Below are 16,766 nucleotides of genomic sequence, written 5' to 3'. Positions count from 1 at the left end.
GTTTTAATGATTATACATGTTTATCTGCTTAAAGTGAAGATGTTACTTTCTTCATCTTTGCTGATTTTGAATTTGTGTATTCTTTGTATCATACGTAGAATTTCATCAATACCATCCCGCTGGCGGAATTTTCCGGTATATTCCCAATTGTATATGGATTGATCTTTCACAATGATCTTTACGTCATAATAGAGTTCGAGTTTCTTCAATATGTCGATAAGCGGTTCGTTAATAAAGCTATATATCCCGTCTCTCCATAAGAAATAATCCGCATGAGGAAAGGTGCTGATTTTCATTTGGTTCCTCTTTATAGTTACTTGTTCATCCGGTTTAAGGATAATACCTTTGGATTCGGCATGAGGGAAATATACTTTTAACCCTCCTTCAAGCAAGCTTGTCTGAATTGTCTCTTTCCCCGGATAACTGTGAACATTGAATTTTGTTCCCAGAACTTTCATCTCTACTCCCTGAGAAGATACGATAAACGGTTTATCAGGGTTTTTAGCCACATCGAAAAAAGCTTCACCTTCTACAGTTACTTTCCGTTCTTTTCCTGTGAATAAAGCCGGATAAGTAAACTTGGTTTGAGAGTTCAGCCAGACTTCGGTTCCATCTTGTAAAGTCAATTGTACACGTTGACCGGCCGGTACATAAAGGATATTTTCGATGTTCGCTACAGGTTGTTGAGTCTTGTAATGACTGGTGGTGAGCCAATAAGTCGATAAAACCAGTAATGTGATGGCTGCAGCATAGCTGGTTGCATATAACATGATTTTACGTATCTTTTTTGTTCGGATAATTTTGTTGAACAGTATATATCCCTGTCTGTTCTCCTCTTTATTATCCGCCTGGTCAGAAAGATGTAACAGAGCATGTATATTTTTGTATTCGATGAATTGTTTTTTCAATCCATCATCCGCCTCTACCTGTCTTAAGAACTGCAGTCCTTCTGTAGTATTAAGTTCTCCCTGGAAATATTTAATTATTTGTTCATTCATAATTTTGTCCTTGTATATAGTAGACACTTATACAGGAGAAAATCGTTAAACAAAAAGATTATTTTTTTCGGATTTCTTATAAAGAGAGGAGAAACAACAGTATCGGAAGGTAATCTTTGAGTTCAGTTCTTAGTTTTTTATAGGCGATACCTATTTGACTGCCAACGGTATTAATAGAAATATTCAGTTCCTGAGCAATCTCATTATGTTTTTTTCCTTCAATTTTGCTCATGATGAATATAGCTCTGCATTTTTCGGGAAGGGCATCTAATGCACGGCTAATGATTTTTTCGATGTCATGATCCGAAAAAAGATTATTATCGAAGACTTCTAATGAATCTAAATTCATTCGTAGGGAGATGGTGTATTCTTCCTGTAGTTTATTGGCTGTTTCTTGTACGACTAATTTGTGACGCAGATGATTCAGGCATTTGTTTTTTATGGTAGTGAACAAATAGGCGATGAGATTCATATGCATATTGAGCATTTCTTTGTTTTCCCAAAGTTCAACGAAGACATCCTGCACAATATTTTCGGCATCTTCCTCTGAGATAACGTATTCTTTTGCAAAATACTTCATCTTTGAGAAATATGAGAGATAGACGTCTTCAAATCTGATTCTCTTTTCTTGCTCGGGGAATGCCTTTATTTTCATAGGTTAATAACTTTGTTCTAGAAGAACTATTGTATTTATCTAAATGCAAATATAAGTTATTTATGAGATAAGTACCTAATCATGTGGAACAAATCATCTTTCCTAAAATAAAAACGTTCAGAGGATAGAACAAATAGGAAAAACTATATATATCATCGTATCAGACAGTTAAAAGGAATAGATGGATATAGTTCTTCTAGAACTAAGGTTATTATTTACTTTATTCTTATTTCCTCTTTTTCATAGTGAATACAATTTGACGAAAGATCCCGCTCATATCTTTAAGAATATAAGCCGGGAATAATTATTATCATAATTGATTTGGATCATAAACAACGGAAACCGATTTTTCTGATCGTCTATAAAACTTTGAAAACAGTGACAACAGCAGCGTGATCGGAAGCCCAAACATAATCAATCTCTGGTGCGGAACGGATAATTTTTGAAGAAATAGCTTTTACTTTTCCTTTATAGTAGATAAAATCTATTCGGGACATTTGCATTTGGCCATAAACAGCTGAAATGGTTCCTCCCTGGTAGGCAACCTCATCCGGATTCATTTCCCGGAAACTGTCGCGGAATCCTTTTTCTACCATATATCGTGATACAGGAAAAGAAACCGGACCATATCCCCAATGCAAAGGTCTTGCTCTTTCTGTCCAATCTTGATGACTACATGAATTGAAATCCCCACTGATTACAACCGGCATATCAGGTGTATCCAGATTAGGGATAACATCTTGTGTAACAATATTACGAATGTCGGGTAGAGCTAGAATAGAATCTTCTGCTGTCCAAATGTTTGGATCTAAACCGGTATTTGCATATCCGCTGGTGTATTCCGGTCGGTAGGCGTAACGTAACCAACAGTCAACCAACAACATCCTTTTGCCGTTCGCGAGGGTAATTTTAGCAGGATTGGATTTGAAAGGTTCTCTGAATGGGATGGAATCTATTGGAAACCGGGTATATAATGCCAGATTATCAGTAAGGGAATGGGTCTGCATATTGAAACCTAAACTATCCGCAATCATTTTCTGTATGCCGTATGCTTCCTGCATCATAATAACATCTGCATGTGTAGCGCGGATTAAATCAAGGATACGTAGTTGTCCTTGATTACCCAGATGTACTCCGCCATTCCAGATATTCCATTGTACTATTTTTACCATATTGGGATTCTTTAAACTGTTGGTTGTAACGGTTTTGAGAACTTCATCTTTTCCATATTCCGGAATATAATTTGTCTGGTCTAACTGGAAGGATGTGATGGTTGCATTTAATGTATTTCCAATTGTAGCCTGATCTTTTATATCGAAAGTTACCAGGAAATAATTTATGCCGGGTGCCAGTTTAATGGCTGTTTCCGGTGAGGCTGTGAGTTCCATTTGAGCAGATGGAGTTATACCTGTTCCAAATAGTTCGATTTTAACATCGGAGCGGGCTTTTTGGCCGGTATAATATATGTGCACATATTCTATATCAGACAGTGATGTCGTTTTAGAGAGGTCTAGATTGAGTTTTGTCAAACTCATTGCTTTTTTATCTCCTTGAACTGCGAGTCTGAGTTTTACTATCTGATCATCTTTTGTTCCCTGATCTGCGTCCCATTCACTATTGATACAAACTGCATTGAATAGTTTTTGTTTGCCGGTATATGATCTAAATGAAGGATTGTCATTTATTACACCATATGCTAAAGGTAATGTCCCTTTATATTTGTTACGTCCGTTGCGAATATGATATGCCTGATGCCCTTTCCCTACCCAGTTTATAGATATTTCATCTTCCAGATCATCAAAGTTATAATAACCTTTCAGGTTTTTAAAGAAAGGATGTTCTGCTTCTATCGGACGGTTCATCCATGCTTGTAGTACGTTTACTGGCAGTCCGGTATTCCGGTATTCCACACACGGACTTCATCTATCATACCACCAAAAGTAAAATCAACATCTGTTACACCGATTGCACCAGGTAATATGGCTAGAACAGTATCCTTTTTGTCTATTATTTGACCGTCCAGAAATAATGAGGTTGTTTTTCCATCACAACTTAAAGCGACATGATGCCATTTGTCATCAAGACGGGTCGAGGCAGTCAGATTCGCTTTAGTACTATGCAGTTTTCCGTTTTTAACAACAAGAGGCAGGTTGTCTGCTGTATTTAACTCACTGTATTCACCACCGCCAATGATAACTTCCAGTTCTTTCCATTGCGTATCGTCACCTTTGATCCAGGCTTCGAGTGTCCAATTATTTTCAATAATTCCCATTCCTGTACGAACATTGTTGTCATTTCCGTCCAGACAAAGGGCCAGATTTGTTGTTTGAGGTGTTATTATATTATTGTTTAATTTCTTAATTTCTCCGTGAAGTTGAAGGAAGGACAGAATGAAAAGGTAAGTTATAATAATTTTATTTGTAGTCATGCCGTATGAGTTTTATGTAGAACCCGATAAATATTGTTCTATTTATCGGGTTCCTGATTATTTATTGTAGAATTATAGTCCACTGCTGTGAACGTTTACCGCTGGCAGAAGTTACGGTAAAGGTTCTTGTCCTGGCAGACCAATCTTCGTATTTTCCCAGTGCAGGAGTGATATTCGCACCTGATGATAAACCACAGCTTGTGAAAATGTTGGATAAACTAGTCCCTTCTTTTATCGTGACTTTAACCGTTCCGGCTGTTGCATCGATAACCGGATCACCAACCGTTATATTCGCTTTATTTGTGTCGTATGCTTTGAATGAGATAATAGTAGTGTTGTCGAATTCAGGAACATCCTCAATATCTACTTTTTCACATGAAAAGCAAAAAGCAGTAATCAATATTATGAATAAATACTTAATCGTGTTCATACTTTAAATTTTTATTAGAAACCTGGATTTTGTTGAATATTAGTTCTCAGAATCTCGTCATGCGGGATTGGGTTCAGGTATAAACGGTCATCCCAGACACGACTGTCAATTTCATCTACCCTGAATTCGGTAGGAGAAGTGAAACGTAATCCATGAAGTTTTTTCTGGGTCTTGTCTCCAATTCTCCAGCGGCGTACGTCCCAGAAACGATGATCTTCAAAAGCCAGTTCAAGACGACGTTCTTTTCTGATCAATTCGCGTAACTTGGCTTGATTTGTTTCTGTTATATCCGGTAGTCCTACACGTGCACGAATAACGTTGACAGCTTTTAGTGCTCCTTGAATGTCATTTGTTTCCAAACGTGCTTCTGCATCATTCAGGAATATTTCTGCATACCGGATATAAATCCAGTTAGTACTGTGATCTTGGCCAGAAGCACCTGCATACGGATAATTATAGTTATCATAGTCAATCCATTTCCATACGTTGTAACCAGATGGGGAACCGTCTGCTTTATCTGGTGTATCCATTAGATAGCGGTCGACTGTGACAGGACCTTTATCACCTTTCAGGAATATCTGTGCTCCGTGATAAACCAGATTGGCATAAAAACGAGGCTCTCTGTTTTCATAGATCTTTGTGCTGTTTATATCGAATGTACCCATATTGGATTTATCGCTGAATGTAGGAGCTTGACCACCATCTTTTAATTCGAATTCATCGACCAGTTCCTGTGTCGGTCCCATACCTCCCCATCCGCGGTCACCGTATGGATTATTGATATAAGTGACCATATGATAGATCATTATATTATTATAGACATCAGGACTTTTATACTGTTTGTCAAAAATGATTTCTTTATTATCCTTGTTAGTACTCCACCAGATAGAACGGTAACTTTCCGGCGTTTTGCCATCAACCAATTCGTAGCCTAGTTTATAAACTTCCTCACAACTCTTTATCACAGCATCATATTGCTTTGTATATAGTTCCACTCTTGATTTTAAAGCCCAGGCAGCGCCTTTTGTTGCCCGTCCCTTATCTTTTCCATCCCAGGAAGCAGGCAGGAGTTCGATAGCTTTATTCAGATCCTGCAAGATGAAATTATAGCATTCCTCTTCACTACTACGGGGAATATTCCAGTTGTCGTTCATTGTCAATACCTTGTCTAATAAAACAACGCCTCCATAGCGTTTTACCAAATCGAAATAGAACATGGCTCTCAGAAAATGAATTTGTCCTTTCTGTAAAAGTCTGGTACTTTCTTCAACGGGAGCATTATCTATTTTTTCAAGGAACCGATTGCATTTACGGATATATTCGTAGTGATCGTTCCATATATTATCGTTTGTCGAAGTCGGTGTTTCGATATTATAATTGAACCGTAATTCTGAAAGCTTGTTTTTCTCTTTATTCGCTGTTACTGAGTTATCGGATCTCGATTCATTCAGCATATATGAATCGATCAGAAGTTCTGCATAGACATCATTTACATAATACTGGATCAGTACAGGATCACTCCAGAATGCATCGTCTCCCAGTTCATCCAATGGTTCCTTATTTAGTACATCGCTACAGGAAAAAGATAGCAGTGCCATCAATATCAATAAAGGTGATTTTATATTTTTCATACTCTTCATATTAATTAAAATGTTACGTTAACTCCCAGCGTATAATTTTTCATTTGTGGATAAGCACGTCCTGCAGAGTCTCGTGATTCAGGATCGAAATATTTGATAGCTGAACATGTAAATAAATTCTGAGCACTTATGTACAAACGCAGACCCTGGAATAAAGGAACGCGTTTCAAGAGCGTGGTTTTAAAATTGTATCCCAATTCTATATTTTTCAGACGCAAATATGAACCGTTCCTTACCCAAAAAGAAGAAGTTTCTGCATTGTTGGCATTATTTCCATAATACAGGCGGGGGAATTCGGCATCCCTGTTTTCCGGAGTCCATGAGTTTCCGATATGATGTTCGAATAATGTACCTCCCAAACCTTCTCTATAAGGCTGTGCCAGATAACCGCCATAATAAAAGTCTGTCATACCGGCTCCCTGGAAGAACAATTGCAAATCGAATCCTTTATATTCGCATCCCATATTTAATCCGAATATGAGTTCGGGAAATTTGCTTTTACCGATAGCGACTTTATCTTCTCCGTCGATTTTACCGTCTCCGTTCTGGTCTTTGTATTTAATGTCTCCGGCTTTAGCTGTTCCGAACTGAGGTTGAGGCCAGTTATCAGCTTCTTCGTCAGACTGGAACAACCCCAGTGCTTCGTATCCGTATAATTGGTCCATAGGACGTCCTGTTTCTCTTATTCTCGGGTTATTTTTTTGTCCTGCCGGCTCCAATAAATCAATTACTTTATTCCGTGCCCAGGTAAGATTTCCGGTAATAGAGTAACTGAAGTCTCCCAGATTATTTTTATGTGAGATATTGAGATCCACACCACGATTATCTACTGTTCCGACGTTAGCTGCGGGTAACTTATATCCCAGAATTCCCGGCATATCAGTTCTTTCTCTTAAAATATCACGGGTAACTTTGTAGAAATAATCGGCTTCCAACGTTAATTTGCTGTCGAAGAAAGAGGCATCTACACCTATATTGAACATTTCGGAAGTTTCCCAGGTAATATCAGGATTCGGGAAACGGGTTTCTGTATATCCGATCCCTATTTCAGGACTCGAACCACCAAAGACGGCATTAGTGCCTACGCCGTAAGCTGACATATATTGGAAACGGTCTATTTCATCTGTTCCGGCTTTACCCCAGGAAGTTCTTAATTTTAGATTGTTAATAACACCGGTGTATGGTTCCATAAACGGTTCTGCTGAGATTCTCCAGGCAGCGGATACGGAAGGGAAGAAACCGAATCTTCTGGATTTAGGAAACTTTTCAGAACCATCTATACGACCGTTTGCTTCTAACATATATTTTTCTTTGTAGTTATAAGTCAAACGGAATACGGTTCCTATCTTACCATTTTCAGATGCTTTACCTCCATTGTTTTTGTCTTTGTCAGGACCGGCGAATAATTGATTGATGGAAGAGAACTGATATTTGTAACGGGCTGCCCAGAAATCATTTTCGTTTCCTTCGGAAGCAGTGAAAACAAATAAGGCTCCCAGTTGATGATCATTGTTTATACGTTTGTTATAACTGGCTTGTGCTTCAAAAGTATATGATTGTTCACTGTCAAAAGATTCTTTTAAATCAGAACCTTCCCGGTTAGGGGTGCTGCTATCATATTCTCCCAGGATCTTATTCCAGATGTAGAAGTTTACGGGAGTTAACCATTCTTTGTTCTTTGCATACGCTTTATCGAACGAGAAAATTCCTTTTACATTCAAACCCTCGACGCCGGGTACATTCAGATCTAAAACGAAACGGGTATTTAAAATACTTTTTCTGTCTTGTTTCCAGCCTCCGTCTGTTACCAGGCCGATCGGATTATAACCCAAAGAAACTTTTCCCAGTTTGCCGTCAGGAAAACGTCCCGGATCAGTCTGCGGATTACGGTACATGTTATGGAAGATGAAATCCGTCGATTCGGAGATTGTGTTTCTGTCTTCCTGGCGGTATGCAATATCGGCAGATAAAGTCAGGTATTTGTCGATAAGAGTTGCATCAATATTGGTACGTACATTATACCGTTTGAAGTCTGCGGAAGGAGTATTTGTGCGGGTATCTCCATACAAAGCACTTTGATCGACATAACCGAAACCGACAAAATATTTAATATTATCGCTGCCTCCGCTGGCTGTCAGGCTATGTTGTTGTTGCCAGGCTCTTGGTAGCAACACCTCTTTCAACCAGTTGGTATTAGGATATCCGTAAGGGTCTGAGCCGTCTTTGAATTTTTGTAATTCTTCTTCGGAATATTTACCGTATAATCCTGGATCGTTGCCCATATCCAGTTCTTTGTTGCGCCATGCCTCGTTCATATAGCGGGCGTGATCATAAGAGCTGGCTATTTCCGGTAAACGGGTAGGTTCTCCGAAACCACCTTTGAAGTTATAGCTAATGGTTGCTTTACCGCTTTTACCTCGTTTAGTAGTGATAAGGATTACACCGTTGGCCCCGCGTGCCCCGTAAGGTGCAACGGCTGAAGCATCTTTCAGCACTGTCATGTTTTCAATTTCACTTGGATCCAGCTGACTCATATCACGGCCGACGATACCGTCTACTACAATTAACGGGTCTGTCGATGTTGGTGAACTGGAGCCGCGAATAATGATTTTAGGATTCTCATAACCGGCTTCACCGCTGGACTGTTGTATCAAAAGACCGCTGACACGTCCTCCCAACGAAGATGTTAAATTGGTAGATGGCAAAGATTCCAAATTGCTGACTTTTACAGTAGAAGCAGATGCGGTAACTGTCTGTTTCTTTTGAACTCCGTAACCAACCACTACAACCTCTTCGATCGTTTGAGTATCTTCTTTTAATTTTATATTGAAAGATTTTTTATTTCCTACGGGAATGAATTGTGTGAGATAACCTATATAGGAAATTTGAATAGTCGCATTGGCCGGGACTTCCAGTGTAAATTTACCGTCTATATCTGTAATAGTTCCGATAGTAGTACCCTGGACAGACACATTTGCTCCGATAATGGCTTCCCCGGCTTCATCCAGAACAGTACCGTTGATTGTAGTTACCTGTTGTTGGGTTATTTGTACGGAAGGAGTCTGATTTTTCATCAGCATAATATTGCTTCCCTCCATAGCATATACAACATCAGTCTGTTCAAAGACTTTTTTCAGAACTTCTGCAACTGTTTTATTGGTTGCATTAACCGTTACTTTACGGTTTAGATTTACCTCATTTTTATTATAGACGAACAGATAGTCTGTCTGCTTTTCAATCTCTTGCATGAGTTCCTGTGTCGAGATGTTTTTTGCAACGATGGATACCCTCATTGTTTGAGAGGTAGCTTCTATTGCAAAGACTCCCGATACGAATATAAAGAGAGAAATGAAAGTCAATTTCATAATTCGAAATATATGTTTATAATGTGGTTTAAATGGGATAAAAGAATCCCCGTACAAAATATTTTTCATACTTTTGTAAATTGTGTTAGTTAATACTTTGATATTTAGGGAAAGAAGTCGGGTATTGACTTACTTTGAACCGGTAGGTGTTGGAGCACTTGCCGGTTTTTTTGTTAGTTCATTTCATTTACATCATAGGCTAACTGTTTTTGTGATTAATTATTTAATGGTGATTAGATTCAGATCATTGTTTTTTATGTAGCTAAAATTATTATTAAGCTGAAGAACCTTTAGTACATGTTCTACGCCATCTTTTGTCCGAAATTTTCCAGAATATTTGTTTTTGAGTAATTCTTTGTTCTGTACATCAATTTTTATATCATAATATAATTCAAGCTTTTCTATCATTTTTCCTACCGGTTCGTCAAAGAAACAGATTAGACCTTCTTTCCATAAGAAATAAGAATGGTGCTCTATAATACCTTTTTTTAATACGCCGTCTTTTTCATAAATGTGAGTATTGGGTTTTAAGTACGTTCTATCGTTGGTGGCAGGCGAGATAACCTCTACGGCGCCTTTTAACAGAGAGGTCTCGAAAACCGGAGAACCGGAATAAGCTGTCACATTAAATTCGGTTCCCAATACTTTTATATTATATTTTTTAGTCTTTACGATAAAAGGTTTTTCAGCATCTTTTGTGACATTAAAATAACCTTCACCATCCAAGGTCACATTACGACTGTTGGCTGTGAATTTGTTGGGAAATGTAAAAGTTGTTTTTGCATTTAACCAGACCTTTGTTCCATCGGTTAATGTTAGTTCCGCGCGTTGTCCGGGTGGAACAAAAATGGTTTGCATACTGGCTGCCTCTGTTTCGTCTTTGTTTATAAGGAATGAGTATGCGATCATCAGTGAAAGGATGAATATGGCTGCTACTTTGGTCAGTTCAATGGTGATTGATTGCAGCGTCCATCGTTTCCGTGCCAAGGATAAGTTATCCTTGGCAACAGGAGTTTGCTCCTGTTGCCAAATGGATATATCATATAGTTTACGCAGGGCAAGAAACTCTTTCATGTTTTTCTTGTCGGCATCCAACCAGCGGGCAACCTCTTCTTTTTCTTCCGGAGTTGCATCACCTGCGATATATTTATTTAATAATTCCTGGTTCATTCCTTTACTTTTGTGGGGATGTGTTTCATGCCCCGTTATTATTAAAACGATTCATTGAGTGATAACCCTAGTGGAATGTGAAAAATTATTGGAAAAAAAAGTAGAAATAGAAGAGCGGCAGGTAATCTTTCAGATTTTCACGCAAAGGTTTTAATGCCTTTGTAATATGATACTCAACGCCTTTAACTGTAAGTTGGAGTTCTTCGGCTATTTCTTTATTTGTTTTGTTTTCGAAGCGGCTCATTTCAAAGACACGCCGGGTTTGTTCTGGCAGAAGAGCTAAAGTTGCTGTGATAATCTGCTGCACTTCGGTAGAGAATATGTCTTCGGGATTACATGCTTCCAACGTAGAGATGCGGATATCCAGCTCCCTTTGTTTCATATCCGTCAAGGTGTGAAGTGCTTCTGTTTTGACAGCTTCGTGTTTCAGGTGGTCGAGCGATTTGTTTTTTAATGTCGTCAATAGCAAGGCTTCAATATGTTCTATCTCCTTTTCCTTCAATATTTCCCATAATTTAATCAGGACGTCCGATACAATATCTTCGGCGATACATTCGTCATGTACATAGGATTTAGTGAACAGAAAGGATTTTCTGTAGAATTTAGTGTATAAAGTGTTGAAGTTATGTATTTCAGTCCCGATCATCTATTTCCGTTGTATTCACAATAGTCGTTGGAAAACAAAAGTAGGGAAAATATGGAAAATATAACTCTATTTGATGAAATAATACGTATTGAATTTTTGATGAAAAGAAAATAGTAGCATAATGAAACCGGCCCCGGTAAGGTTTATAGTCAAATAAAAGAGTGTTGTCGGCGATAAGTTGAGAGGGAATATGTGTCCTGTTGAGTGCAGGACGCGGTATTCGGGGCCGGCTTCATTACTACTATTTTAGTATTAATTAAATGTATACGTAACTCTCACGAGTTAGTTCGTTAAAATAAAACTTACATAATGCTGCTTGTAGCATCTTCACCGTTACCCTGTATCCAGTCGGTAACGGATACCTCTTTCAATGTAAGAGCCTCTCCGCTGAGAGTTAATTTGTAGAGGTATTTATGTCCTTTTTCCCACATCGTCTGTGCAGGCATCTTGTACTTATATGAATTCCCGTTGATTGTGAAGAGAGCTTCGATGTCTCCTTCCGCTATGGGTGTCGTTGTCGGAATCACCCTGATCTGTTGGGTTTTGCAATATTCCTTACCTAATGTAACCGGTTCCGGCAGATTCAGACGGGTCGAGGTGCTGCAACCGGCTATTTTAGTGATTCGTCCGTTTCTGATGTCCATCATGCCTTTGCATATCAGGGCGCTTCCTCCGGCTTTATTTCCTATCTGTATGGCACTTAGCTGATAGCTTTCATTTTCTCCTTCCGGCAGATTCACCTGGAAAGAAATGAGCGACAGCGCATGTTCCATATTCAGCAAGACCACCGGGGAGATGCTGTTTACTATTTTTTGGCCGAGAGCGTGTGTGCCATACATATAGTCGCGGGTTTGAGTGGCATCGGGCGACAGCTTCACAGGAATGCTTGCTGTTCCGAGCTTCATCTGCGGCTGATATGGATAATAGGCATACACGGTGGCCGGGTCAAAATTAAGTGTGACTTCCGGCGTTTGCCGCCAGGAGATTTTATTACTAATTAAATTTGCTTCTGCTTTTACATTTATATAATCACTATCCTCGTCATAAAGTCCGCCGTCGCTTTCGCGTGTAATCAGCAGCCCTATTTCCGAACCTTCTTTAAATTCCTGCACGAAATTCGCCGATTTAGTAGTTAAAATACGTGTAATAATTTTTAATGGCTTTTCTTTCGCGCTAATACTCTCAATGGCTGAGAAATTGCTCTCGTGTGAACAACCAGCCAAACCCGAAATCAGTGTAATTAATAGTAATAAATTTCTCATACTTTTATGCTATTTTTGTATCAAATTTCATATTGCAAATATCCGGCAGTTTGAGGGAAGAGAGGGATCATACGGTATAAAATCACGATGAAATGGTATAAAAGCGCATGGTGCAAATAATCCAGGGGCGTCAAATTGTCTAAATAGAGTGCAAATCAACTAATTGAGGAATCAAATTGTTTATACTAAAACGGGGTAGTAAAGTATGTTGGAAAAAATACAGTTTTTATTGAGTATGCAAATAATTGGCCTATGTATATTGGGCGGGATTATGATGTTGCTGAGGTCGTTCGGTAACAGAGCACGACATATTTTAGGCTGGAGCATGATTATGTGGGCTTTGATGGCTGTAATCCGGAATATAGTTAATTTTTATCTGCATGAAGCAAAAGAAGCGTTCCATCCCGACGTACTTATTGCCAGTTGTTTTGTGGTTGCCTGCCTGGCCGCTTATGTGATAGAAAAACTGCGTCCCGGATACCTTACTTTTAAACGTTTTTCGATTTTTCTTTCTCCTGTTCTGATAGGAGGTTTTTCTTATTTAACGTATCGTTTATCGGGTGGAGAGATACATGTTTATTATTCGATGAAAGATGTTTTTGCGTTTTTCAATCTGGACGTATTTCTTCGTTTACTTGTTTTTGCACTGACTGTTTTTTATATGGCTTTGCCGGTTTATCTGGTTATGAAATACGGGAAAGAATATACGGATTATCTTAGCGAGAATGTATCTGACCCGGAGAATTATGATTTGATTTGGCTGAAAAGGACCATGGTTATCCTGTCGATGCTGTATGTCCTTTACCTGATATTGCTGCTTACGGATGCTCCGCTCCTCTATGTGGTTGATAAGGCGGTGTTGCTTGTCGTTTGGTTTTACTTCTTTTATAAGACTTTGTTTCTCAAGAATATCCAGCTTGACCGTACGTTTAAGGATGGATGGAATTCTCCGGTGGATGAAAACGATGAGGAAGAAGATGACGACGAACAGCAGGGGTTTCTTTTCAAACGTTATGCCGAAGAGGTTAATACCTGGTTTGAGAAAGAAAAACCTTATCTGCGGGATGACCTTCGGCTGACGGATTTACAACGGGTATTCCCTATCAGCCGTTCTTATCTGTCGCAATTATTCAATAAGGAGCTGGGAATGTCTTTTTCGGATTATGTGAATCAATTCCGGGTGGAAGAGAGCAAGCGCCTGATGGATGCCGAGCCGCTTGCCAGCATCCAGGAGATTGCCGAACGCTCGGGGTTTCATTCCATCAGTACGTTCCGCCGCTCTTTCATTAAGCAGACAGGGATTGTTCCTTCCGAGTATAAGAGAGGATAGCAAGCTGACTGTATTATCGGTATTATCAGATAGTATTCTGAGATAAGTATCATATATTATGATATTATAGTCGCATATATTATGAAAATGTTGTATCATAATATATGATATTTTGTTGTCATAATATATGAAATAAATATGTTGTAGTGTAGGAACTATTTTCTACTTTTACATCCTGTTAGATAAATACGCTTACCATGAATAACACTACTACTGCCCGTCCGCATATCGTTTGGATGGACGCACTTCGCTTCGTTGCTATCCTGATGGTGATTGCCTGCCATTGTACAGACCCTTTTAATGCCTCTCCGGAGTCGCGTGCCAATCCTGAAATTAATTTCTGGGGGTCGGCCTACGGGTCTATGCTGAGGGCTTGTGTGCCTCTTTTTGTGATGATGACAGGTTTCCTGTTGCTTCCGGTGAAGCAGGAGGCTTCTGTCTTTTATAAGAAACGTATTCCGCGCGTGTTCTTTCCTTTCCTGGTCTGGTCGGTGCTGTTTAATCTGGCCCCGTGGTTTATCCAATGGGTGGGAGGAAGTCCCGAACTGGTGACCGATTTCTTTCCCTGGGCGCCGGAGCCTTCTGCTTCTTTGGCCGACGGGTTGAAGGATATTGCCATGATACCGCTCACTTTTACTGTTTACGCTACGCCGATGTGGTATATTTATGCTTTAATCGGGTTGTATCTTTATATGCCTGTTTTCTCAGCCTGGGTGGAGAAAGCGTCTGAAAAGGGGAAACGCTGGTTCCTGTCTATCTGGGTTGTTTCGTTGTTTATTCCTTATCTGATGGAGTTTGTTTCTAAGTATCTTTTCGGGACCTGTTCGTGGAATGCTTACGGCCTATTCTATTATTTTGCCGGTTTTAACGGGTATTTATTGCTCGGGCATTATTTAGGGAAAGGAAATAACTGGTCGGTCGGTAAAACACTGGCTGTCGTTGTTCCTTTGTTCCTGATTGGTTATCTGGCCACTTTCATTGGGTTCAGATATATGACGTCGGACCCGAATGTGAGTGAGGAAGGGATGGAACTGTTCTTTACTTATTGCTCTCCGAATGCGATGCTGATGACGGCGGCCATATTCCTTCTGATGCAGAAGGTCCGTATTACTTCTCCTTTGATTTGTAAGGCGTTGGCTAATCTGACGAAACTGGGGTTCGGCGTTTATTGCGTACATTATTTCTTTGTAGGGCCTTCTTATTTACTGACGCTTTGGCTGGGTATTCCTATTCCGGCAATCGTTCCGGTATCGGCTGTCTTTACGCTGGCGGTAACCTGGCTGTTTGTCTATTTATTGAGCAAACTGCCTTACTCCAAATACATTATCGGGTAAGGCGTTTCAATGGCCAGACCGGTCTTTTGTGCAAATGATGTTAAAAGCCGGTCCGGGGAGTATATCGTATCTATATAACCACTACTTTTGTGTTGTAAAACATATTTATAGAATATGTTTAGGCAAAGAGATCGTTTTAAATAATTAGTATTGCGCTATGAAAAAGTTAGCTAGAAAGTGTCTCAGCTACCTGGAAGTTTTGGGTAGATATGCGATGCAAAAGTATGGAATAGAATAAAATGAAGTTTTTCAGTGTTGGGGATATCCGGAAGGGTGTCCCTTTTTTTATGGCTGATAATAGCCGTAAGGTATTAACTCTTCTCTATTTTTTATCTCTTTCAGGTAACAATCATCGAGCAGGGTGATTCGGTTTGCTATTTTGTGTACTTCCCTGAAATTGTGGTCTGTCAGGATGATTCCGTGGTTTTGGGCGCTTTCGGTCATCAGTTTGCGTATCTGTTCGGCAACAACGGGCGAGACACCGCTGAAAGGTTCGTCCAGCAGGATATAAGGGGCCGGACTGAAAAGGGTGGTTTTGATTTCCAGGTAACGTTGTTCCCCGGTTGATATTTCACAGATACGGGAGGTCCGGATACGGAATAATATTTTGTCTGCGAAAAAGCGTTTCCTGTCTTCCGGAGCGATACAAAGTTCTGCTATCTGTGATACTTTCAGATGTGAGGGAAAGGAGGGGTGTTGTGGCAGATAGGCAAGCAGTCCGGAGCGGAAAGCCGGCCCTTTTATGACTTTTCCGTCGATGCGGATAAACTTCCGGTCGGCTTTCAAGGTACCGAAGATGATATTCAGCAAGTTGATTTGCCTGTCCCGTTTCGTCCGAAAAGGGCAATAATATCTCCCCGGCAACATTTCAGGTAAACGTCTGCCAGTATGGTCCGTTCGCCGAACGATTTAAGTATGCTGTCTATTTCAAGGCCTGTGTACATTGCTCGATGATTTGATTCAGTAGATTACAGCAGATGAACATGACGATAAACGTAACGATCCAGAGTTGATACTTGCCGATTCCCTGATTATAATAGAAAAAATATTCTTCTTTGCGTGTCAGTTCCTTGTAGATATAGTCAAATCCCAGTCCGACCGTAGGGATGAGTTGTAGCCATAGTCTGATAGAGTCGATCATGCTAACATAGAATCGAAGTGCGCTAAAAGAGGCAAACAGAAAACCGATCAGGACACTGAATTTTAATGTACTGAGAAAGAATGTCCGGTAAAACCGGTATTGTGTTTTCCATCTTTGCAGGCTATCCATAATCGATTGTTTTAGGAGAATAACTGATTTTCTGCTAAGATATTCAAATCCGGGGGAATAGAGGTGGGATTCTTTTTAATAAAGTTTAAAAGGGGATGATTTTATTCACCCCCCTTTGTTGGCTTATAACCAGGGCGACCGCACCAAAATTCCTCTAAAAAGTTTATCATTGCAAAATGAATACCTCTAATTATTTTTCAGAAGTGACAGATCCTCGTGTAACAGGTCGCTGTCTACA

15 protein-coding genes and 1 pseudogene are annotated in these 16,766 nt (G+C 39.6%); 2 read left to right on the top strand and 14 right to left on the bottom strand.

The features are described 5' to 3' along the window. Positions 1–20 precede the first annotated feature (20 nt). The 11 genes and pseudogenes from DXA15_RS16245 to DXA15_RS16205 all read right to left on the bottom strand — a co-directional run bounded on the left by DXA15_RS16245 (position 21) and on the right by DXA15_RS16205 (position 12,594). Positions 21–998 carry a FecR family protein gene (locus tag DXA15_RS16245; protein WP_128134706.1) on the bottom strand — a complete coding sequence of 326 codons (978 nt, stop codon included), beginning with the start codon at positions 996–998 and terminating at the stop codon, positions 21–23. Positions 999–1,074: 76 nt separating this feature from the next. Then, entirely contained in the window at positions 1,075–1,653 is a 579-nt protein-coding gene (locus tag DXA15_RS16240) for an RNA polymerase sigma-70 factor (protein ID WP_128134705.1), read from the bottom strand. Between the two features lie 310 nt (positions 1,654–1,963). Next, positions 1,964–2,071 carry a hypothetical protein gene (locus DXA15_RS28055; RefSeq protein ID WP_368077585.1) on the bottom strand — a complete coding sequence of 36 codons (108 nt, stop codon included), beginning with the start codon at positions 2,069–2,071 and terminating at the stop codon, positions 1,964–1,966. 34 nt (positions 2,072–2,105) lie between these two features. Then, positions 2,106–3,515 (bottom strand): annotated as a pseudogene (locus tag DXA15_RS16235) (BNR-repeat neuraminidase N-terminal domain-containing protein); the annotation flags it as partial. Between the two features lie 17 nt (positions 3,516–3,532). Continuing rightward, the gene (locus DXA15_RS26745; protein ID WP_233567356.1) at positions 3,533–4,081 is read right to left on the bottom strand and encodes a LamG domain-containing protein; all 549 of its coding nucleotides are present in this window, start codon (positions 4,079–4,081) and stop codon (positions 3,533–3,535) included. 61 nt (positions 4,082–4,142) lie between these two features. Then, positions 4,143–4,511, bottom strand: coding sequence for a hypothetical protein (locus tag DXA15_RS16230; RefSeq protein WP_128134704.1), 369 nt, complete (start codon positions 4,509–4,511; stop codon positions 4,143–4,145). A gap of 14 nt (positions 4,512–4,525) precedes the next feature. Further along, positions 4,526–6,142, bottom strand: a complete 1,617-nt coding sequence (locus tag DXA15_RS16225; protein ID WP_128134703.1) for a RagB/SusD family nutrient uptake outer membrane protein — start codon at positions 6,140–6,142, stop codon at positions 4,526–4,528. A gap of 14 nt (positions 6,143–6,156) precedes the next feature. After that, positions 6,157–9,516 carry a TonB-dependent receptor gene (locus DXA15_RS16220; RefSeq protein ID WP_128134702.1) on the bottom strand — a complete coding sequence of 1,120 codons (3,360 nt, stop codon included), beginning with the start codon at positions 9,514–9,516 and terminating at the stop codon, positions 6,157–6,159. A gap of 219 nt (positions 9,517–9,735) precedes the next feature. Further along, positions 9,736–10,686 carry a FecR family protein gene (locus tag DXA15_RS16215; protein WP_128134701.1) on the bottom strand — a complete coding sequence of 317 codons (951 nt, stop codon included), beginning with the start codon at positions 10,684–10,686 and terminating at the stop codon, positions 9,736–9,738. An 85-nt stretch (positions 10,687–10,771) separates the two neighbouring features. Further along, positions 10,772–11,332 (bottom strand): RNA polymerase sigma-70 factor, encoded by a 561-nt coding sequence (locus tag DXA15_RS16210; protein ID WP_186957940.1) that lies wholly within the window; start codon positions 11,330–11,332, stop codon positions 10,772–10,774. A 302-nt stretch (positions 11,333–11,634) separates the two neighbouring features. Further along, on the bottom strand, positions 11,635–12,594 hold the full coding sequence (locus DXA15_RS16205; RefSeq protein WP_128134700.1) for a fimbrillin family protein: 960 nt from the start codon (positions 12,592–12,594) through the stop codon (positions 11,635–11,637). A 205-nt stretch (positions 12,595–12,799) separates the two neighbouring features. Here DXA15_RS16205 and DXA15_RS16200 point away from each other — a divergent pair, with 205 nt between their 5' ends. Both DXA15_RS16200 and DXA15_RS16195 read left to right on the top strand, forming a co-directional pair. After that, positions 12,800–13,924: a helix-turn-helix domain-containing protein gene (locus DXA15_RS16200; protein WP_128134699.1), complete on the top strand. Its 1,125-nt coding sequence runs from the start codon at positions 12,800–12,802 to the stop codon at positions 13,922–13,924. Positions 13,925–14,121: 197 nt separating this feature from the next. Further along, positions 14,122–15,258 carry an acyltransferase gene (locus DXA15_RS16195; RefSeq protein WP_128134698.1) on the top strand — a complete coding sequence of 379 codons (1,137 nt, stop codon included), beginning with the start codon at positions 14,122–14,124 and terminating at the stop codon, positions 15,256–15,258. A gap of 285 nt (positions 15,259–15,543) precedes the next feature. Here the strand turns inward: DXA15_RS16195 and DXA15_RS16190 are convergent, their stop codons facing one another. From DXA15_RS16190 to DXA15_RS16185, 3 genes are read right to left on the bottom strand one after another with little or no spacing between them, the layout of a single operon-like run. Next, positions 15,544–16,068, bottom strand: a complete 525-nt coding sequence (locus DXA15_RS16190) for an ATP-binding cassette domain-containing protein (RefSeq protein WP_233567355.1) — start codon at positions 16,066–16,068, stop codon at positions 15,544–15,546. Beyond that, on the bottom strand, positions 16,062–16,202 hold the full coding sequence (locus DXA15_RS26740; protein ID WP_233567354.1) for a hypothetical protein: 141 nt from the start codon (positions 16,200–16,202) through the stop codon (positions 16,062–16,064). The genes DXA15_RS16190 and DXA15_RS26740 overlap by 7 nt, the downstream gene beginning before the upstream one ends. Beyond that, positions 16,181–16,528, bottom strand: coding sequence for a hypothetical protein (locus tag DXA15_RS16185; protein ID WP_128134697.1), 348 nt, complete (start codon positions 16,526–16,528; stop codon positions 16,181–16,183). The genes DXA15_RS26740 and DXA15_RS16185 overlap by 22 nt, the downstream gene beginning before the upstream one ends. Positions 16,529–16,766 lie beyond the last annotated feature (238 nt).

The organism is Parabacteroides sp. AM58-2XD, from assembly GCF_003463685.1.
Lineage (GTDB): Bacteria > Bacteroidota > Bacteroidia > Bacteroidales > Tannerellaceae > Parabacteroides > Parabacteroides segnis.
Note: the sequence above shows the minus strand (reverse complement) of the source record. Positions and strands in the feature narration are given on the sequence as shown.